This window comes from Phytobacter sp. RSE-02 (genome assembly GCF_040578655.1).
GTDB classification, from domain to species: Bacteria; Pseudomonadota; Gammaproteobacteria; order Enterobacterales; family Enterobacteriaceae; genus Phytobacter; species Phytobacter diazotrophicus.
The window spans coordinates 36,593-55,651 of the sequence record NZ_JBEULY010000006.1 but is presented as its reverse complement, the minus strand read 5'-3'; the positions used below and the strand labels follow the sequence as shown (position 1 = coordinate 55,651).

Genomic DNA, 19,059 nt, shown 5'->3' with positions numbered 1-19,059 from the left:
GGCGGGGCAGAGTGATGCCCTCACCCCGGCCCTCTCCCACAGGGAGAGGGTGCAGACACTAAAGATTTTCTCGTTGAGAAAATCTTGCTGTTTATTTTGAGAGATTTCTTCTTCTGCCTGGAGGCGGAAGAACTGAGAATCAGGCCCTTGCGCCTGAATGTTGCGGAGAGAGAGCATGGCGGGGAATGACCGCGAGCCAATTGGACGTAAGAGCAGACCTTCACGTCCGGCAAAAGAGAAAGTAAGTCGTCGTCGAGTCAGAGAAGAGGAATACGACGATTACGAAGATGATGATGGCGATGAGCAGGACTCAGCGCCGCGCAAAGGGAAAGGTAAAGGCGGTAAACCTCGCGGTAAGCGCCGTTGGTTCTGGCTGCTGTTGAAAATTTGTATCGTGGGTGCGGTGCTGCTGGCCATTTATGGCGTGTACCTGGATCAGAAGATCCGCAGCCGTATCGATGGCAAAGTGTGGCAACTGCCGGCTGCCGTCTATGGCCGTATGGTCAACCTTGAGCCGGATATGCCCATCAGCAAAAACGAGATGGTCAAACTGCTGGAAGCCACACAGTACCGTCAGGTGACGAAGATGACGCGTCCTGGCGAGTTTACCGTGCAGGCGAAAAGCATTGAGATGATCCGCCGCCCGTTTGACTTCCCTGATAGCAAAGAAGGGCAGGTCCGGGCACGTCTGACGTTTGATGGCGACCGACTCGATAGCATTGAGAACATGGACAGCAACCGTCAGTTCGGTTTCTTCCGTCTCGATCCGCGTTTGATCACCATGCTTTCCTCGCCTAACGGTGAACAGCGTCTGTTTGTTCCGCGTAGTGGCTTCCCGGATCTGCTGGTGGATACGCTGCTGGCGACCGAAGACCGCCATTTCTACGAGCATGATGGTATCAGTTTTTACTCGATTGGCCGTGCGGTGCTGGCGAACCTGACCGCCGGGCGTACGGTGCAGGGGGCGAGTACGCTGACCCAGCAATTAGTAAAAAACCTGTTCCTGAGCAGCGAGCGCTCCTACTGGCGTAAGGCTAACGAAGCCTATATGGCGCTGATCGTCGATGCCCGTTACAGCAAGGATCGTATCCTTGAACTGTACATGAACGAAGTCTACCTCGGGCAGAGCGGTGATAACGAAATCCGTGGTTTCCCGTTGGCAAGCCTTTACTACTTTGGCCGTCCGGTGGAAGAGCTGAGTCTCGACCAGCAGGCGATGTTGGTCGGGATGGTGAAAGGGGCGTCAATCTACAACCCGTGGCGTAACCCAAAACTGGCCCTGGAGCGACGTAACCTTGTCCTGCGCCTGATGCAAGAGCAGAAGGTGATTGACCAGGAGCTTTACGACATGCTCAGCGCTCGTCCGCTTGGCGTGCAGCCGCGCGGTGGCGTGATTTCGCCGCAGCCTGCGTTTATGCAGATGGTCCGTCAGGAGCTTCAGGCTAAACTCGGCGATGACAAAGTGAAGGACTTGTCGGGCGTGAAGATTTTCACCACCTTTGATTCTGTTGCGCAGGACGCGGCAGAAAAAGCGGCGGTGGAAGGTATTCCGGCCTTGATCAAGCAGCGTAAGCTGGACGACCTGGAAACCGCGATGGTGGTTGTGGATCGCTTCAGTGGCGAAGTCCGTGCAATGGTCGGCGGGGCGACGCCGCAATTTGCGGGCTATAACCGTGCGATGCAGGCGCGCCGCTCTATCGGCTCGTTGGCAAAACCGGCGACCTACCTGACAGCGCTAAGCCAGCCGGATAAATTCCGTCTGAACACCTCCATTGCCGATGCGCCGATTTCACTGCGTCTGTCGAATGGTCAGGTCTGGGCACCGCAGAACGACGACCACCGTTTTAGTGGTCAGGTGATGCTGGTGGATGCGTTAACGCGCTCCATGAACGTGCCGACAGTTAACCTCGGGATGGCAATGGGGCTGCCTGCGGTGACCGACACCTGGTTGAAATTAGGTGCGCCTAAAGATCAGTTAACGGCTAACCCGTCCATGCTGTTGGGGGCGCTCAACCTGACGCCGATTGAAGTCGCGCAAGCGTTCCAGACCATCGCCAGCGGCGGTAACCGCGCAACGTTGTCTGCACTGCGTTCAGTCATTGCGGAGGATGGTACGGTGCTGTACCAGAGTTATCCGCAGTCTGAGCGTGCGGTGCCTGCACAGGCGGCCTATCTGACCCTGTGGACCATGCAACAGGTTATTCAGCGTGGTACCGGGCGCCAGCTCGGCGCGAAATATCCGGGGCTGCATCTGGCAGGGAAAACCGGTACCACCAACAACAACGTCGATACCTGGTTTGCCGGGATTGACGGGCGTGAAGTGACGATTACCTGGGTTGGGCGTGATAATAACCAGCCGACCAAGCTGTATGGTGCGAGCGGGGCGATGGCTATCTATCAGCGCTATCTGGCAAACCAGTCGCCAATTCCGCTGGATCTGACGCCGCCGGAAGATATCACCACCATGAGCGTGGATGATATGGGCAACTTCATTTGCGGCGGTGGCGGTGTGCGTTCACTGCCGGTCTGGACGACCAGCCCGGAAACGCTGTGTCAGCAAAATCCGATGATGCAGCAGCCGCAGCAGGGTAATCCGTTCGATCAGTCAACCCCGCCGCCGCAACAGCAGCAGCCTCAGCAACAGCCACCGCAGCAGCAAGAGAAGAGCGACGGTGTTGCAGGCTGGATTAAAGATATGTTCGGTAGTAACTAATGCTCAAACCCCCCAGTCGCCCGGCTGGGGGTTTTTGATTTAGGCATGGCTGGAACATCTCTTTAACCTCGTTTTAAATCCTTTTTAATTCCTTCTTAACGCCATCCTTTTTACCTGGTTGTTTATTAATCCCTCACACCGCGCAGGGCCGCTTAGCGCTTGCTATGCGGTCGGCGCTTCGCATATTATGCTGCCGTCATAATAATAATTATCGTTTACGTTATCATTCACTCATTGTCAGAGAACAAACAATGGCGCGTCTAAAAACTGCTCAGCCAGTCAACACCTCACTGCGTAAACTCGCAGTAGTTGTAGCCACAGCGGTTAGCGGCATGTCTGTCTATGCACAGGCTGCAACAACCCAACCTGAAGAAACCGTTACCGTAACCTCCAGCAGCACGGCGGGGCAGGAAAATGCCTGGGGCCCGGCGGCGACGATTGCCGCGCGCCACTCTGCGACGGGGACCAAAACCGACACCCCGATAGAGAAGACCCCGCAGTCGATCTCTGTGGTAACCAGCGAAGAGATGGCCCTGCATCAGCCGAAGTCCGTGAAGGAAGCGCTGAGTTACACGCCGGGTGTCGCCGTGGGGACGCGTGGTGCATCCAACACCTATGACTATCTTGTTATTCGTGGTTTTGCCGCAGATGGTCAGAGCCAGAATAACTACCTCGACGGTATGAAGATGCAGGGCAACTTCTATAACGACGCGGTGATTGATCCTTACATGCTCGAACGTGCTGAAATCCTGCGCGGTCCGGCTTCTGTGCTGTACGGTAAGAGCAGCCCGGGTGGGTTACTGAACATGGTCAGTAAACGTCCGACAACGACGCCACTGTATGAAGTGCAGTTCAAGATGGGCACCGATAACCTGTACCAGACAGGTTTTGATTTTAGCGACGCGCTGGATGACGATGGCGTTTATTCTTATCGTTTGACCGGTCTGGCGCGCTCCGCTAACGCCCAACAGGAAGGGGCAAAAGAGCAGCGCTACACCATTGCGCCGTCTTTCAGTTGGCGTCCTGATGACAAAACGAACTTCACATTCCTCTCTTATTTCCAGAACGAACCGGATACCGGTTATTACGGCTGGTTACCGAAAGAGGGGACCGTTCAGCCGCTGCCAAATGGCTCCCGTCTGCCGACCGACTTCAACGAAGGCGCGAAGAACAACACCTATTCCCGTAATGAGAAAATGGTGGGTTACAGCTTCGAACATGGCTTTAACGATACCTTCACGCTGCGCCAGAACCTGCGTTACGCGGAAAACAAAGTCGCGCAGAATAGCGTCTATGGTTACGGCGTCTGCTCAGATTCAGCCAATGGTTTTAACGCTAGCTGTAATGCGCTCTCTGCAGCGGATAAAGGCCACTATCTGGCACGTAAATACGTCGTTGATAGCGAACGCCTGCAGACGTTCACTGTGGATACTCAGTTGCAGAGCAAATTCGCCACTGGCGATGTAGATCATACCCTGCTGACTGGCGTTGACTTTATGCGTATGCGTAATGATATCGACTCCTGGTTCGGTTATGACAACTCTGTTCCGTTGCTGGATCTCTACAACCCTGTCTCTTCTGATTTCGATTTCGGCACCAAAGATCTGACTAACTCAGGTCCTTATCAGGTGCTGAATAAACAGAAACAGACCGGTGTGTATGCGCAGGATCAGGCGCAGTGGGACAAAGTGCTGGTCACCCTCGGGGGGCGTTATGACTGGGCGAAGCAGGAAACCCTGACCCGTACCACTGGCATACAAACCACCCGTGACGATAAGCAGTTCACCTGGCGCGGTGGCGTTAACTACCTGTTCGACAATGGTGTAACGCCATACTTTAGCTATAGCGAATCCTTCGAACCGGCATCCACGACGGGCCAGAATGGCAAGATTTTCGCACCGTCTAAAGGTAAACAGTACGAAGCGGGTGTGAAATACGTACCAAAAGATCGTCCGATTGTGCTGACCGGTGCAGTGTATCAGTTGACCAAAACCAACAACCTGATGGGCGATCCGGCAGGATCTTTCTACTCGGTTGAAGGCGGTGAAATCCGTGCGCGCGGCGTTGAGCTTGAAGCGAAAGCGGCACTCTCTGCCAGCATCAATGTGGTCGGTTCTTATACCTATACCGACGCTGAGTACACTACCGATACCAACTACAAAGGCAACACGCCTGCCCAGGTGCCAAAACACATGGCATCTCTGTGGGGCGATTACACCATCTTTGATGGCGCGCTCTCTGGTCTGACGCTGGGTACCGGCGCTCGCTTTACCGGTTCCAGCCAGGGCGACCCGGCGAACTCTTTCAAAGTGGGGAGCTACACGTTAGTTGACGCACTGGTGCGTTACGATCTGGCGCGTGTAGGCCTGACGGGCTCGAATGTGGCGTTACATGTGAACAACCTGTTCGATCGCGAGTACGTCGCAAGCTGCTTTAATACCTATGGTTGCTTCTGGGGGGCTGAGCGCCAGGTGGTGGCGACAGCAACCTTCCGCTTCTAATCTCTCTTCGGGCACGGTTCGCCGTGCCCTTTTAAAAGTTGGCACTCATGCAGGAAAACAACGCGCTTCCCGATACCACGTTTCAACTCACCGACGTCACATTCAGTGTGCCTGGCCGCACGCTGCTGCATCCCCTTTCTCTGACCTTTCCGGTTGGCAAAGTCACTGGCCTTATCGGGCATAACGGTTCAGGGAAATCCACACTGCTGAAAATGCTGGGGCGTCATCAACCGCCTTCGCAGGGAGATGTTCTGCTCGACGGACAGCCGCTGGCAAGTTGGAGCAGTAAATCCTTTGCCCGTAAGGTGGCCTATCTGCCGCAGCAGTTGCCGCAGGCAGAAGGGATGACGGTACGTGAACTGGTGGCGATTGGTCGGTATCCGTGGCATGGCGCGCTGGGCCGTTTTGGTGTGGCTGACAGAGAGAAAGTGGAAGAGGCGATAGCGCTGGTTGGACTCAAACCACTGGCGCATCGTCTGGTTGATAGCCTGTCCGGCGGCGAACGTCAGCGTGCATGGATTGCCATGCTGGTGGCACAGGATAGCCGTTGTCTGCTACTGGATGAACCGACCTCGGCACTGGATATCGCTCATCAGGTGGACGTGCTGGCGCTGGTGCATCGTTTAAGCCAGCAGCGCGGGCTGACGGTAATTGCCGTGTTACACGATATCAATATGGCGGCGCGCTATTGCGATTACCTTGTCGCATTACGCGCCGGTGAAATGATTGCCCAGGGGACCCCGGATACACTCATGCGCGCGGAGACTCTCGAACAAATTTACGGTATCCCGATGGGGATTCTTCCTCACCCGTCAGGTGCTGCCCCGGTGAGCTTTGTCTATTGATGGATGGCCTGAACCTGATTAGCCGTCGTCGCCTGTTGACGATGATGGCGCTCTCTCCTTTGCTGTGGCAGATGCGCAGCGCGCAGGCCGCGGAAATCGATACGCAGCGGATTGTCGGTCTGGAGTGGCTGCCAGTCGAACTGCTGCTGGCGCTGGGGATTAAACCTTACGGCATTGCCGATATTCCCAATTACAATCTGTGGGTGAATGAGCCTGCGCTCCCCGCCGGGGTGATTGACGTTGGGCTGCGCACTGAGCCCAATCTGGAACTGCTTACGCAGATGAAACCTTCTTTCCTGGTCTGGTCTGCCGGCTATGGCCCCTCTGCCGATGTACTGGCGAGAATCGCGCCGGGGCAGGGGTTCAATTTTAGCGACGGTAAGAAACCGCTGGCGACGGCAAGAAAATCCCTCAACGAGATGGCACAACTGTTCCATATGGAAGCGGCGGCGAAAGCGCATCTGGATACCTTCGATAGCTTTATTGCCGATAGAAAACTGCACTTCAGACCGCGTGGCGAACGCCCGTTGCTGATGATGACGCTGCTGGATGCACGCCACATGCTGGTCTTTACCCGCAACTGCCTGTTCCAGGAAGTCCTGGATGAGTTTGGTATTCAAAACGCCTGGCAGGGGGAAACCTCGTTCTGGGGGAGCACCGCCGTGGGGATTGATCGCCTGGCGATGTATAAAGACGTCGATGTTCTCTGTTTTGACCACGGTAATGATGCTGATATGCGTAAGTTGATGGCGACCCCGCTGTGGCAGGCGATGCCCTTTGTTCGCGCGGGCCGATTCCAGCGCGTACCTGCTGTCTGGTTCTATGGCGCGACGCTCTCTGCCATGCACTTTGTGCGTGTTCTGGATAACGCACTCGGGGGCAAAGCATGAGAAGACCGTTTGCGTTACTGCCGGGCCTGCTACTGGCAGTATTATTCATTGCTGGCGCCTGGCTAACCTGGCTGAATTTGAATGCCGCACTTCCTCGCGTACAGTGGGGACAGGCGCTCTTTTCGCCCAACGTTGATGTGATTGAACAGATGCTGTTCCATTACAGCCTGCTGCCACGACTGGTGATTTCGCTGTTAGTCGGGGCTGGCCTGGGGCTGGTGGGGGTGCTGTTCCAGCAGGTCTTACGTAACCCGCTGGCAGAACCTACAACGCTCGGGGTCTCTACCGGCGCGCAACTGGGCATCACCGTCGTCACGCTCTGGGCGCTTCCGGGCGCGTTGACCACGCAGTTTGCCGCGCTGGCCGGCGCCTGTGTGGTTGGCGCGCTGGTGTTTGGGGTTGCCTGGGGCAAACGGCTTTCTCCGGTGACGCTCATTCTGGCAGGGCTGGTGGTGAGCCTCTACTGCGGGGCGGTCAACCAGTTATTGGTGATTTTCCACCACGATGCGCTGCAAAGTATGTTCCTCTGGAGCACCGGTACGCTTACCCAGACCGACTGGAGCGGCGTGCAGCGCCTGTGGCCGCAGCTGATCGGCGGCGTGGTGCTCACCCTGCTGTTGCTGCGACCATTAACGCTGATGGGGCTGGATGATGGCGTTGCCCGCAATCTTGGTCTCGCGTTATCAATGGCGCGTCTGGCTGCGCTTACGCTTGCGATCGTACTCAGTGCACTGCTGGTGAATGCGGTCGGGATTATCGGCTTTATCGGCCTGTTTGCACCTTTGTTGGCGAAAATGCTCGGTGCGCGGCGTCTGCTGGCGCGTCTGATGCTTGCCCCCCTGATTGGCGCCCTGATTCTTTGGCTATCTGACCAGCTTATCCTGTGGCTCGCCCGCGTATGGAGAGAGGTCTCCACAGGATCTATGACGGCGTTGATTGGCGCGCCGCTGTTACTGTGGCTGCTGCCGCGTTTGCGTAGCATGAGCGCACCTTCGATGGATGTCGGGGACAATGTCCCCACGGAACGGCAGAACGTGCAATGGTTTGCGCTGGCCGGGCTGGTTGTATTGTTACTGGGCGTACTGGTGGCTCTTTCGTTCGGACGCGACGCGGAAGGCTGGCGCTGGATTAGCGGTACGATGCTTGACGATCTAATGCAGTGGCGTTTGCCACGGATTATCGCCGCGCTGACCGCCGGGATCATGCTGGCGGTAGCCGGGTGTATTATTCAGCGCCTGACGGGGAACCCGATGGCAAGCCCGGAAGTGCTGGGGATCAGCTCCGGAGCGGCCTTCGGTGTTGTGGTCATGCTGTTCTTCGTGCCGGGGAATGCGTTTGGCTGGCTGATGCCAGCCGGCAGTCTCGGTGCGGCCATTACGCTGCTGATCATTCTGATTGCCGCCGGTCGCGGGGGCTTTTCGCCACACCGTATGCTACTGGCCGGGATGGCGCTCAGTACCGCGTTCACCATGCTGTTGATGATGTTGCAGGCAAGCGGCGATCCGCGTATGGCGAAGATCCTGACGTGGATTTCCGGTTCGACCTATCACGCAACCTTTGAGCAGGTGATGCGTACGGGCCTGATGATGGTCGTGCTCCTGGCGCTGGTGCCGTTATGTCGTCGCTGGCTGACGGTATTGCCGCTGGGCGGTGATACGGCGCGTTCGGTGGGGATGGCGTTGACCACATCACGTATTGGGCTATTGCTGCTGGCGGCGGCGTTAACGGCAACCGCAACGATGACCATTGGCCCGCTGAGTTTTATCGGCCTTATGGCACCGCATATCGCGCGTATGATGGGTTTTCGCCGTACCATGCCGCATATCGTTATGTCTGCGCTGACGGGGGGGCTTCTGTTGGTGTTTGCCGACTGGTGCGGGCGGATGATGATGTTCCCCTACCAGGTCCCGGCAGGACTGCTGTCGACCTTTATCGGCGCGCCGTATTTTATCTATTTACTGAGAAAGCAGAGCCGATAATCGGTGGGTCGCCGGTGCGGCCCTGATGTGTAGCCCCGGTAAGCGTTGCGCCACCAGGGCGTGTCCCGGATGACGGCGCAAGCGCCTTCTCCGGGCTACGATTCTGACTGAACAGGTACCACGCAAGGCGACACCTGTCTCGTCAGAAATTACAGTTTCGCAAACACGCGGCGTGCTGCATCAACCGTATTGCGGATATCTTCTTCGCTATGCGCGATGGACATAAAACCTGCTTCGAAGGCTGACGGTGCAAAATAGACACCCTCTTCAAGCATCAGATGGAAGAAGCGCTTAAAGCGTTCCACATCGCAGGCCACCACATCCTGATAACAGGTCACTTCCGGCGCATCGGTAAAGAACAGACCGAACATGCCGCCTACATGGTTGACCACCAGTGGAATACCCTGGCCGCGCGCCGCATCAATCAAGCCATCTGCCAGCAATGCCGTCAGATCATTGAGGGTTTCATGCACGCCCACTTGCGACACTTCGGTCAGGCAGGCATAACCAGCGGCCATGGCAATGGGGTTGCCGGAAAGTGTACCGGCCTGATAGACCGGGCCTGTCGGCGCCAGGGCTTCCATAATGTCGCGGCGGCCACCAAATGCGCCCACCGGCATTCCGCCGCCGATGATTTTACCCAGGCAAGTCAGGTCCGGCGTGACGTCATAGTAAGATTGCGCCCCCGCCAGCGCGACGCGGAAGCCGGTCATCACTTCGTCGATAATCAGCAACGCGCCGAACTCATCACAGAGCGCGCGCAGGCCCGGCAGGAAGTCATCTTTCGGCGGAATACAGTTCATGTTACCCGCGACCGGTTCAACGATGATGCAGGCGATATCCTGCGGATATTGCTCGAAAGCGTCGCGGACGCTCGACAGATCGTTATAGGTGCAGGTCAGGGTATGTTTGGCGAAATCCGCCGGCACGCCCGGAGAGTTTGGCTGGCCCAGCGTCAATGCGCCGGATCCCGCTTTGACCAGCAGGCAGTCTGCGTGACCGTGGTAGCAGCCTTCAAATTTGATAATCTTGTCGCGACCGGTAAAACCGCGAGCCAGACGAATCGCACTCATGGTGGCTTCGGTACCCGAGTTCACCATACGCACCATATCCATGGTCGGTACCAGTTGAGTCACCAGTTCGGCCATTTTCACTTCCATCTCGGTCGGCGCGCCAAAACTCAGACCGCGCTGGGCGGCTTCAATTACCGCATTGCGAATAGCCGGATGGTTGTGACCCAGCACCATCGGACCCCAGGAGCCGACGTAATCAATGTAAGCTTTGCCATCGGCGTCGTAGAGGTAAGCGCCGTCAGCGCGCTCAATAAACAGCGGCGTGCCTCCTACGCCGGTGAAGGCGCGTACCGGCGAGTTAACGCCGCCGGGGATAAGTTCGCGTGCGGCGCTGTAGAGGTTTTCTGACTTACTCATGAAATCGTTCCTGGTTTGTTAAAAACAATGGGGCTTATTCTAAGGGATTCCTGGAAGAGGATAAAAGTATTGCGCACGGAAAGGATAGCCACCCCAGAGGGAGAATACTTGAACGAATAACCAGGGTAATAGATAATAGCCAAAATGATCGGGTTATTATTTGCCCAGATCGCAGTATGAATGGGAGCGAAAAATGAGTGACGATGTAGCGCTGCCGCTGCAGTTTACCGACGCAGCAGCCAGTAAAGTGAAAAACCTGATTGCGGATGAAGACAATCCGAACCTGAAACTGCGTGTCTACATTACGGGCGGCGGTTGCAGTGGCTTCCAGTATGGCTTCACGTTTGACGACCAGATCAACGATGGCGACATGACCATTGAGAAACAGGGCGTAGGCCTTGTTGTTGACCCGATGAGCCTGCAATATCTGGTGGGTGGTTCGGTTGATTATACCGAAGGTCTGGAAGGTTCCCGTTTTGTGGTGACCAACCCGAACGCAACAAGCACCTGCGGTTGCGGATCCTCATTCAGCATCTGATCCCTTTCGGATGCTACAAAAAAGCCGTGTCAGTGACACGGCTTTTTGCTATCTGCCATTCTCATCCAGCGCGAATGTCGGCAGCTTGAGATGCCAGCGTATGGCGGCAAGGCGAATGCCCAATGTGACCACCATTCCAAGCATCGCGGCGTTTTCCAGCGGCACATCAAAAGAGTAAGCCGCTGTTGAATGGACAATGCCGCCAATGATACAAGCGGTGGCGTAGATTTCCGTTCGCAGGATCATCGGTACTTCGCGTGCCAGCACATCACGAATAATCCCACCGCCAACACCGGTCAGCACCCCCATACCCGTTGCGACCAGCGGCCCGGTGCCAGCCATAAACGCTTTGTTTACCCCAATACCGACAAACACGGCCAGCCCGACGGCATCAAGCACTGGCAGCACCCACTTCGGCAGACGCCTTGGCTGGCGAACCAGCAAAATCGTCAGCATGCAGGTGACCATTGCCACCACCAGGTCGGTCGGATCTTTCACCCAGAATACAGGGCCATGGGCGAGCGCCATATCGCGGATCGTGCCGCCACCGACGGCGGTTACCACGCCTAATACCAGCACACCAAAAGGATCCATCCGTAGCTTTCCGGCAAGCAGCACACCTGAGATGGCAAAAACAGCGGTACCGACAATATCCAGCCAGTAGACGAGCATGGTTTAATCCCCGGTTATTTCACCTGCGCCAGGGCAGGGCAGAGTTGTTGAGCGGCGAGGATAATACGCGGACCGGCGCGCTCAAACCAGTCGCTGGTTAGCGGAATGACCGGAATATCGAGCTGTTTGTGCCAGAATTGTTCGATTTTAGGAATTTCGCTCACATTTCCTGCTACCACGATCGCATGGGGTTCGCGCGCCAGCACTTGCTCACGGCTTACCTGGGGCCAGGGAACCCGGCTGGCGGCAAAGATATTCTCGCCTCCGCACAGTTCCAGCACTTCGTTTTGCAGCGAGCCTTTGCCGCTGGTGAAAAGCGGTTCTCCGCCAAACTGCAGAAACACCCGTTTTTTCGTCTGCCCGGCATACTGTTTTTTCAGTGCCTGATACTGGGCCAGCAGCTCAGTGGAGGCCTGCTGTGCTTGTTTGGGGTGTGGGCTGTATTGTGCGAGCCCGGCTAAAGATTCTGCGACTTGTTCGATGGTTACCGAATCCAGCCACAGCACCTTGATACCCAGCCGTTCCAGTTGATCGACCTGACGTTCCGCATTGCCGCCGCGCCAGGCGAGAACGACGTCGGGTTTTAACGCCACAATCCGCTCGATGTTCAGCCCTTGCCAGGTGGCAACCTGCTCGATTTTTTTCGCCTCAGGGGGAAAGTCTGAATAGCTGCTGACGCCCACAGGCGTGATGCCAGCGGCAAAGGCCATTTCCGTATTTGCAGGAGAAAGGGAGATCACGCGCGGCGCGGCGCTAAGCCACGCCGAAGCAAAAATAAGCAGGGCGGCCAGCGCCCTGAACAGGTGTTTAGCCACGTGCCAGATTCTGCACCAGTGTCTCAACCATCAGGCTGGACTGTTTCGCGGCAACCACGAGGAACTCATCAAAGCTCAGGTGGGATTGCTGGTCGGCCACGTCGGAGATGGCGCGCACCACCACAAAGGGTACGCCAAAGTTATGGCAGACATGCGCAATAGCGGTTGCTTCCATTTCAACGGCTACGGCTTGCGGGAAGTTATGGCGAATTTTGGCCAGACCCACGGAGCCGTTAATAAAGGCATCACCGCTGACAATCAGACCGCGAACCGCGTTCAGATTGAGCTGTTTAATGCAGCTTTCTGCCGCAGTAACCAGTTTTTCATCTGCTTTAAAGCCAGCCGGGCAACCGGGCAACTGGCCGAACTCGTAGCCAAATGCTGTGACGTCTGCGTCGTGATAGCGTGCTTCGTCAGAGACCACGATATCGCCGACTTTCAGGGTTGACGCCAGACCACCAGCGGAACCTGTATTGATAATCACATCCGGCTTGCAGCGTTCCAGCAGCAGTGTTGCGCCCATTGCGGCGGCCACTTTGCCGATGCCAGATTTCAGCAGGGCGACTTCTGTACCATTCAGCGTACCGGTGTAAATTTCACAGCCGCCAATGGTCAGCGTCTGACGATTTTCGATTTTGTCACGCAACAGCGTAACTTCTTCTTCCATTGCACCAATAATGCCAATTTTCATGGAGATACTCGCTAATGTGATAAGACAGGGTTACGTTTACAGGGCATAGTCTATCATGGCATACACAATTGCATGATACCCCGTGACGCCTCGCTGACAGGAGAGGAAATGGCTGAGATCGATTTTCGCAAAAAAATAAACTGGCATCGTCGCTACCGTTCGCCACAGGGCGTGAAAACTGAGCGCGAAATCCTGCGCATTTTTGAAAGCGATCGCGGTCGGATAATCAACTCGGCGGCGATTCGCCGTCTGCAGCAAAAAACGCAGGTCTTCCCCCTGGAACGTAACGCGGCGGTGCGCACGCGGTTGACCCATTCGCTGGAAGTGCAGCAGGTTGGGCGTTACATCGCTAAAGAAGTGTTAAGCCGCCTGAAAGAGCTTCGTCTGCTTGAAACCTATGGCCTGGATGAACTTACCGGGCCCTTTGAAAGCATTGTTGAGATGGCGTGCCTGATGCACGACATTGGTAATCCTCCATTTGGTCATTTTGGCGAGGCGGCAATCAATGACTGGTTTCGTCAGCGTCTGGCGCCAGAGGATGCTGCCAGCCAGCCACTGACGGACGATCGCTGCGAAGTGGTGGCGTTACGTCTGCGGGAGGGGGAAGACGCCCTCAATGCGCTACGCCGTAAGGTGCGCCAGGATCTCAGCCATTTTGAAGGAAATGCGCAGGGTATTCGTCTGGTTCACACCCTGATGCGCATGAATCTGACCTGGGCACAGGTGGGCTGTATTTTAAAATATACCCGGCCTGCCTGGTGGAGTGGTCCACCGCCATCCACCCACAGTTATTTAATGAAAAAGCCGGGTTTTTATTTTTCCGAAGAGACGTATGTCGCCCGGCTGCGTAAAGAACTTGAACTCGATACTTACAGTCGTTTCCCACTGACCTGGATAATGGAAGCCGCTGATGATATTTCCTATTGTGTTGCTGACCTTGAAGATGCGGTGGAAAAGCGCATTTTTACCGCAGAGCAACTCTATCAGCATCTCTATGACGCCTGGGGAGAACACAGTAAAGGTTCGTTGTTCTCTCAGGTAGTGGAGAACGCCTGGGAGAAATCCCGCGCAAATTCATTAAGCCGCAGCGCCGAAGATCAGTTCTTTATGTATTTACGTGTAAATACCTTAAATAAACTTGTGCCTTATGCCGCGCAGCGATTTATTGAAAACCTACCGCAAATATTCAGCGGAGAATTCAATCACGCCCTGCTGGAAGATGACAGCGATTATAGCCAGCTCCTTGAACTTTATAAAAATGTCGCCATTAAAGAGGTGTTTAGTCATCCCGATGTTGAACAACTGGAGTTACAGGGATATCGCGTAATCAGTGGGCTGCTGGAGATTTATCGTCCGCTACTGCAATTATCGCTGGCGGATTTTTCAGAGCTTGTGGAAAAAGATCGCGTGCGACGTTTACCGATTGAATCACGCTTGTTCCAGAAGTTATCTACGCGCCATCGACTGGCTTACGTTGAAGCTGTGAGCAAATTATCCCGGGAAGGGACAGACTTCGCGATAATGGAATATTATCACCGTTGTCGGCTCATCCAGGACTATATCAGCGGAATGACAGATTTATATGCATGGGATGAATACCGCCGCTTGATGGCGGTGGAATAATCGGTTGGGAATTGTAAAGACGGACAATAAATTTTTACTTTTTCCAAAAACTTAATCCCGGAACTTCACGCTATAAAGCGACTCTGAGTGATACATACACAGCCGTTTGCGTTACCAGTAAAGAGATTGAGAGACATGAAAAAAACGACTTTAGCAATGAGTGCACTGGCGTTGGCTTTAAGCCTGGCGCTGTCCCCTGTTTCCGTGATGGCTGCTGAAACCGCCTCATCGGTGTCGACTTCGCAGCAGATGCCAAGCCTGGCGCCCATGCTGGAACAGGTCATGCCATCCGTTGTAAGTATTAACGTAGAAGGCAGCACCACGGTTAATACGCCGCGTATGCCGCGTAATTTCCAGCAGTTCTTCGGTGATAATTCCCCGTTCTGCCAGGACGGTTCCCCCTTCCAGAGTTCGCCTTTTTGTCAGGGCGGTGGTGCTCCGGGCGGGCAGGGTGGCCCCGGGGGTGATGGCGCTCAGCAACAGAAATTTATGGCCCTGGGTTCCGGTGTCATCATTGACGCGGCCAAAGGCTATGTCGTGACAAACAACCACGTGGTGGATAATGCGACCTCTATTAAAGTTCAGTTGAGCGATGGCCGTAAATTCGATGCCAAAATCGTTGGTAAAGACCCGCGTTCCGATATCGCACTGGTGCAAATTCAGGATCCGAAAAACCTGACGGCTATTAAGCTGGCTGACTCTGACGCTCTGCGCGTCGGTGATTATACCGTGGCTATCGGTAACCCGTTTGGCCTGGGTGAAACCGTGACCTCAGGTATTGTCTCTGCGCTGGGTCGCAGCGGCCTGAATGCGGAAAACTATGAAAACTTTATCCAGACCGATGCGGCGATCAACCGGGGTAACTCCGGCGGTGCGCTGGTTAACCTGAATGGCGAACTGATCGGTATCAATACCGCCATCCTCGCTCCGGATGGCGGCAACATCGGTATCGGCTTTGCTATCCCAAGTAATATGGTGAAAAACCTGACGGCGCAAATGGTGCAGTATGGTCAGGTACGTCGTGGCGAACTGGGTATCATGGGTACTGAACTGAACTCTGAGCTGGCGAAAGCGATGAAAGTCGATGCGCAGCGTGGTGCCTTTGTCAGCCAGGTCATGCCAAATTCTGCGGCTGCGAAAGCAGGTGTGAAAGCCGGTGATGTGATTACTTCGCTGAATGGCAAACCAATCAGCAGCTTCGCCGCGCTGCGTGCGGAAGTGGGTTCTATGCCTATCGGCAGCAAAGTGCAACTGGGTCTGGTTCGCGACGGTAAACCTGTGAATGTGAGCCTTGAACTGCAGCAAAGCAGCCAGAATCAGGTCGAGTCCGGCAATATTTTCAGCGGCATTGAAGGCGCTGAAATGAGCAACAATGGTAAAGATGAGGGCGTTGTCGTGAACGTGGTGAAAGCCAACACGCCTGCTGCGCGCATTGGTCTTAAGAAAGGGGATATCATCGTGGGGGCTAACCAGCAACCGGTGAAAAACCTTGGCGAGTTGCGCAAAATCATCGACAGCAAGCCTTCGGTCCTTGCTTTGAATATTCAGCGTGGTGATACTTCAATCTATCTGCTGATGCAGTAACCCGCTTAAGCCCTCTTCTTCCATTCGGGAGAAGAGGGCGCTCTCCTCAGATTTTGTGAGGCCTTCCACAACTCCATACTTCCACCGCCTGCTTTGTGCATTTGCACAGTGCGCACCGTAATTATCTCCCATATGCTTGTGCTCTGCTCACGGGAGGGTTACATGGCTGGCTGGCATCTTGATACTAAAATGGCGCAGGATATCGTGGCGCGCACTATGCGCATCATAGATACAAACATTAACGTGATGGATGCTCGTGGCCGCATTATTGGTAGCGGCGATCGCGAGCGAATTGGGGAATTGCACGAAGGCGCGTTGCTTGTGCTGGCGCAAGGGCGCGTGGTGGATATCGATGATGCGGTGGCCCGTCACCTTCATGGGGTCCGTCAGGGCATCAACTTGCCGTTGCGTCTGGAAGGGGAAATCGTCGGCGTTATTGGTCTGACGGGTGAGCCAGAGTCGTTGCGCAAATATGGCGAGCTGGTGTGCATGACCGCCGAGATGATGCTGGAACAATCCCGGCTGATGCATCTGCTGGCTCAGGACAGTCGTCTGCGTGAAGAGCTGGTAATGAACCTGATTCAGGCAGAAGAGCATACCCCAGCACTCACCGAATGGGCACAGCGTCTGGGTATCGATTTAAATCAGCCGCGTGTGGTTGCCGTGGTGGAGGTCGATAGCGGGCAGTTGGGGGTAGACAGCGCGATGGCGGAACTCCAGCAACTGCAAAATGCCCTGACCACGCCTGAGCGTAACAATCTTATTGCGATTGTCTCGTTGACCGAAATGGTCGTGCTTAAACCGGCACTGAATCAGTTTGGTCGCTGGGATGCCGAAGATCATCGTAAGCGCGTTGAGCAACTGATTCAGCGTATGAAAGAGAACGGTCAGTTGCGTTTCCGTGTTGCGCTGGGTAACTACTTTACCGGGCCGGGCAGTATCGCTCGTTCCTACCGTACTGCGCGCACCACCATGATGGTGGGGAAACAGCGCATGCCGGAAAGCCGTAGTTACTTCTATCAGGATTTGATGCTGCCGGTGCTGCTCGACAGTTTACGCGGAGGCTGGCAGGCGAATGAGCTTTCCCGCCCGCTGCAGCGTCTCAAGGCGATGGATAATAATGGTCTTTTGCGCCGTACGCTTTCCGCATGGTTCCGCCACAATGTTCAGCCGCTGGCGACGTCAAAGGCGTTGTTTATTCATCGCAATACGCTGGAATATCGTCTGAACCGTATTTCTGAACTCACCGGGTTGGATCTGGGGAACTTTGACGACAGGTTGCTGCTCTATGTGGCGCTGCAACTGGATGAACAGCGGTAAATGAAAGCAAAAAGGCAACCTGAGTTGCCTTTTTAGTGTTTGCGCCCTTTCCAGCCAGGAGAGGGACGGGGTGAGGGCATCAGAATGCGTCACCCCCGCATTATTTATTGCGCGTCAGTTTTTCCAGATCGGATTCAATTTCGCTGATCTTATTCGCGACAACGCTTTCCAGATGGCGGAGATCGTCCAGGATCTTCCGTTTCAGATCCACATCTGTCCGATCACGCTGACAGATTTGATCTAACTCGTCGATCACGTAGCGCAGGTTTGGACTGATCTCCTGCACCTCTTTGTATCCCTGACCGATACCATCCGCGACCACCGTTTTGCGCTGACGAGGATATTTAAACTTTACGCTTTTCGCAAAAAACTCGCCTTTGTCCTTGTGGAAATAGATTTTCAGAATGTCGTTGTTTGCTTCCTGACGAAGGCTGTAGCGATCGATTTCATCAGGATTGGTGATGCCTAAACTTTTCAGATTATCGTACATAGCGGTACCCTTAAGCTCAACATAACCTATGAATAATTAACGAAAAAATCTATTTTCGCCACCTGGAAATGCAAAAAAGGCGGGATATGTCACCCTCTCCCGAATCAGGAGAGGGTATGACTTAGTCGATGGTGCGCAGCAGTTCGTTGATGCCGACTTTACCACGCGTTTTGGCATCGACTTTTTTCACGATGACAGCGCAGTACAGGCTGTATTTACCGTCTTTAGACGGCAGGTTGCCTGAAACAACAACTGAACCCGCTGGTACGCGGCCATAATGAACTTCGCCCGTTTCGCGGTCATAAATACGCGTACTCTGTCCAATGTACACGCCCATGGAGATCACCGAACCTTCTTCAACAATAACACCTTCTACTACCTCGGAACGTGCGCCGATAAAGCAATTATCTTCGATAATGGTCGGATTCGCCTGTAATGGCTCCAGAACACCTCCAATCCCGACACCGCCAGAGAGGTGAACGTTTTTACCGATCTGCGCGCATGAACCGACAGTCGCCCATGTATCGACCATTGTGCCTTCGTCGACGTAAGCGCCGATATTCACATAAGACGGCATCAGCACGGTGTTACGGGCAATAAACGCGCCCTGACGCACCGCCGCGGGTGGCACAACGCGGAAGCCTTCTTTCTGGAAACGCGCTTCGTCGTAGTCGGCGAACTTCATCGGTACCTTATCGAAGTAGCGGCTTTCCGCACCTTCGATAACTTTATTATCGTTAATGCGGAAAGAGAGCAGCACGGCTTTCTTCAGCCATTGGTGAGTGATCCACTGACCATCAATTTTCTCTGCGACGCGCAGCGCGCCGGAATCTAACAGGGCAATAACCTGGTTAACCGCTTCACGGGTAACGGTATCTGCGTTTGCCGGGGTGATCTCTGCGCGACGCTCAAAAGCGGCTTCAATAACGTTCTGTAACTGCTGCATTGTTAAACTCTTTCCATATAAA

The 19,059-nt window shown here is 54.8% G+C and carries 15 protein-coding genes; 9 read left to right on the top strand and 6 right to left on the bottom strand.

Annotated features, from left to right (window positions below; translation table 11 throughout):
• Window positions 1–175: 175 nt before the first annotated feature.
• The 5 genes from mrcB to fhuB all read left to right on the top strand — a co-directional run bounded on the left by mrcB (window position 176) and on the right by fhuB (window position 8,928).
• Window positions 176–2,713 (top strand): bifunctional glycosyl transferase/transpeptidase, encoded by a 2,538-nt coding sequence (gene mrcB / locus ABU190_RS14475; protein ID WP_039078415.1) that lies wholly within the window; start codon window positions 176–178, stop codon window positions 2,711–2,713.
• 251 nt (window positions 2,714–2,964) lie between these two features.
• The gene (gene fhuA, locus ABU190_RS14470; RefSeq protein WP_354691683.1) at window positions 2,965–5,214 is read left to right on the top strand and encodes a ferrichrome porin FhuA; all 2,250 of its coding nucleotides are present in this window, start codon (window positions 2,965–2,967) and stop codon (window positions 5,212–5,214) included.
• A gap of 47 nt (window positions 5,215–5,261) precedes the next feature.
• Window positions 5,262–6,059 (top strand): Fe3+-hydroxamate ABC transporter ATP-binding protein FhuC, encoded by a 798-nt coding sequence (fhuC, locus tag ABU190_RS14465; RefSeq protein ID WP_125125298.1) that lies wholly within the window; start codon window positions 5,262–5,264, stop codon window positions 6,057–6,059.
• Complete coding sequence (gene fhuD / locus ABU190_RS14460; RefSeq protein ID WP_354691773.1) at window positions 6,059–6,949, top strand: Fe(3+)-hydroxamate ABC transporter substrate-binding protein FhuD; 891 nt, start codon at window positions 6,059–6,061, stop codon at window positions 6,947–6,949. Before fhuC ends, fhuD begins: the two co-directional genes overlap by 1 nt.
• Window positions 6,946–8,928: a Fe(3+)-hydroxamate ABC transporter permease FhuB gene (fhuB, locus tag ABU190_RS14455; RefSeq protein ID WP_354691682.1), complete on the top strand. Its 1,983-nt coding sequence runs from the start codon at window positions 6,946–6,948 to the stop codon at window positions 8,926–8,928. Before fhuD ends, fhuB begins: the two co-directional genes overlap by 4 nt.
• A gap of 149 nt (window positions 8,929–9,077) precedes the next feature.
• Here fhuB and hemL read toward each other — a convergent pair whose 3' ends face one another.
• Window positions 9,078–10,358, bottom strand: a complete 1,281-nt coding sequence (gene hemL / locus ABU190_RS14450; protein ID WP_125125295.1) for a glutamate-1-semialdehyde 2,1-aminomutase — start codon at window positions 10,356–10,358, stop codon at window positions 9,078–9,080.
• 193 nt (window positions 10,359–10,551) lie between these two features.
• Here hemL and erpA point away from each other — a divergent pair, with 193 nt between their 5' ends.
• Complete coding sequence (gene erpA, locus ABU190_RS14445; protein ID WP_039078421.1) at window positions 10,552–10,896, top strand: iron-sulfur cluster insertion protein ErpA; 345 nt, start codon at window positions 10,552–10,554, stop codon at window positions 10,894–10,896.
• Between the two features lie 48 nt (window positions 10,897–10,944).
• Here erpA and ABU190_RS14440 read toward each other — a convergent pair whose 3' ends face one another.
• From ABU190_RS14440 to mtnN, 3 genes are read right to left on the bottom strand one after another with little or no spacing between them, the layout of a single operon-like run.
• A complete protein-coding gene (locus ABU190_RS14440) occupies window positions 10,945–11,568 on the bottom strand; it encodes a TRIC cation channel family protein (RefSeq protein ID WP_039078422.1) in 624 nt (207 codons plus the stop codon).
• A 14-nt stretch (window positions 11,569–11,582) separates the two neighbouring features.
• Window positions 11,583–12,383 carry a vitamin B12 ABC transporter substrate-binding protein BtuF gene (btuF, locus tag ABU190_RS14435; RefSeq protein ID WP_193795153.1) on the bottom strand — a complete coding sequence of 267 codons (801 nt, stop codon included), beginning with the start codon at window positions 12,381–12,383 and terminating at the stop codon, window positions 11,583–11,585.
• Window positions 12,376–13,074 (bottom strand): 5'-methylthioadenosine/S-adenosylhomocysteine nucleosidase, encoded by a 699-nt coding sequence (gene mtnN / locus ABU190_RS14430; protein WP_039078424.1) that lies wholly within the window; start codon window positions 13,072–13,074, stop codon window positions 12,376–12,378. Before mtnN ends, btuF begins: the two co-directional genes overlap by 8 nt.
• A 108-nt stretch (window positions 13,075–13,182) precedes the next feature.
• On the opposite strand from mtnN, the gene dgt reads away from it, so the two are divergent.
• The 3 genes from dgt to cdaR all read left to right on the top strand — a co-directional run bounded on the left by dgt (window position 13,183) and on the right by cdaR (window position 17,601).
• Window positions 13,183–14,697, top strand: a complete 1,515-nt coding sequence (dgt, locus tag ABU190_RS14425) for a dGTPase (RefSeq protein WP_354691681.1) — start codon at window positions 13,183–13,185, stop codon at window positions 14,695–14,697.
• Window positions 14,698–14,832: 135 nt separating this feature from the next.
• Entirely contained in the window at window positions 14,833–16,281 is a 1,449-nt protein-coding gene (gene degP / locus ABU190_RS14420; RefSeq protein WP_039078426.1) for a serine endoprotease DegP, read from the top strand.
• 162 nt (window positions 16,282–16,443) lie between these two features.
• The gene (gene cdaR, locus ABU190_RS14415; RefSeq protein ID WP_039078427.1) at window positions 16,444–17,601 is read left to right on the top strand and encodes a DNA-binding transcriptional regulator CdaR; all 1,158 of its coding nucleotides are present in this window, start codon (window positions 16,444–16,446) and stop codon (window positions 17,599–17,601) included.
• A gap of 100 nt (window positions 17,602–17,701) precedes the next feature.
• Here cdaR and ABU190_RS14410 read toward each other — a convergent pair whose 3' ends face one another.
• Window positions 17,702–18,091 carry a DUF3461 family protein gene (locus ABU190_RS14410; protein ID WP_039078428.1) on the bottom strand — a complete coding sequence of 130 codons (390 nt, stop codon included), beginning with the start codon at window positions 18,089–18,091 and terminating at the stop codon, window positions 17,702–17,704.
• 121 nt (window positions 18,092–18,212) lie between these two features.
• Window positions 18,213–19,037, bottom strand: a complete 825-nt coding sequence (gene dapD / locus ABU190_RS14405) for a 2,3,4,5-tetrahydropyridine-2,6-dicarboxylate N-succinyltransferase (protein WP_354691680.1) — start codon at window positions 19,035–19,037, stop codon at window positions 18,213–18,215.
• Between the last annotated feature and the right edge of the window lie 22 nt (window positions 19,038–19,059).

Excerpts from the sequence above, each read along its gene's own strand:
- mrcB (WP_039078415.1), top strand. The coding sequence starts at position 176 with ATGGCGGGGAATGACCGCGAGCCAATTGGACGTAAGAGCAGACCTTCA.
- fhuA (WP_354691683.1), top strand. The coding sequence starts at position 2,965 with ATGGCGCGTCTAAAAACTGCTCAGCCAGTCAACACCTCACTGCGTAAA.
- fhuC (WP_125125298.1), top strand. The coding sequence starts at position 5,262 with ATGCAGGAAAACAACGCGCTTCCCGATACCACGTTTCAACTCACCGAC.
- fhuD (WP_354691773.1), top strand. The coding sequence starts at position 6,059 with ATGGATGGCCTGAACCTGATTAGCCGTCGTCGCCTGTTGACGATGATG.
- fhuB (WP_354691682.1), top strand. The coding sequence starts at position 6,946 with ATGAGAAGACCGTTTGCGTTACTGCCGGGCCTGCTACTGGCAGTATTA.
- hemL (WP_125125295.1), bottom strand. The coding sequence starts at position 10,358 with ATGAGTAAGTCAGAAAACCTCTACAGCGCCGCACGCGAACTTATCCCC.
- erpA (WP_039078421.1), top strand. The coding sequence starts at position 10,552 with ATGAGTGACGATGTAGCGCTGCCGCTGCAGTTTACCGACGCAGCAGCC.
- ABU190_RS14440 (WP_039078422.1), bottom strand. The coding sequence starts at position 11,568 with ATGCTCGTCTACTGGCTGGATATTGTCGGTACCGCTGTTTTTGCCATC.
- mtnN (WP_039078424.1), bottom strand. The coding sequence starts at position 13,074 with ATGAAAATTGGCATTATTGGTGCAATGGAAGAAGAAGTTACGCTGTTG.
- dgt (WP_354691681.1), top strand. The coding sequence starts at position 13,183 with ATGGCTGAGATCGATTTTCGCAAAAAAATAAACTGGCATCGTCGCTAC.
- degP (WP_039078426.1), top strand. The coding sequence starts at position 14,833 with ATGAAAAAAACGACTTTAGCAATGAGTGCACTGGCGTTGGCTTTAAGC.
- cdaR (WP_039078427.1), top strand. The coding sequence starts at position 16,444 with ATGGCTGGCTGGCATCTTGATACTAAAATGGCGCAGGATATCGTGGCG.
- ABU190_RS14410 (WP_039078428.1), bottom strand. The coding sequence starts at position 18,091 with ATGTACGATAATCTGAAAAGTTTAGGCATCACCAATCCTGATGAAATC.
- dapD (WP_354691680.1), bottom strand. The coding sequence starts at position 19,037 with ATGCAGCAGTTACAGAACGTTATTGAAGCCGCTTTTGAGCGTCGCGCA.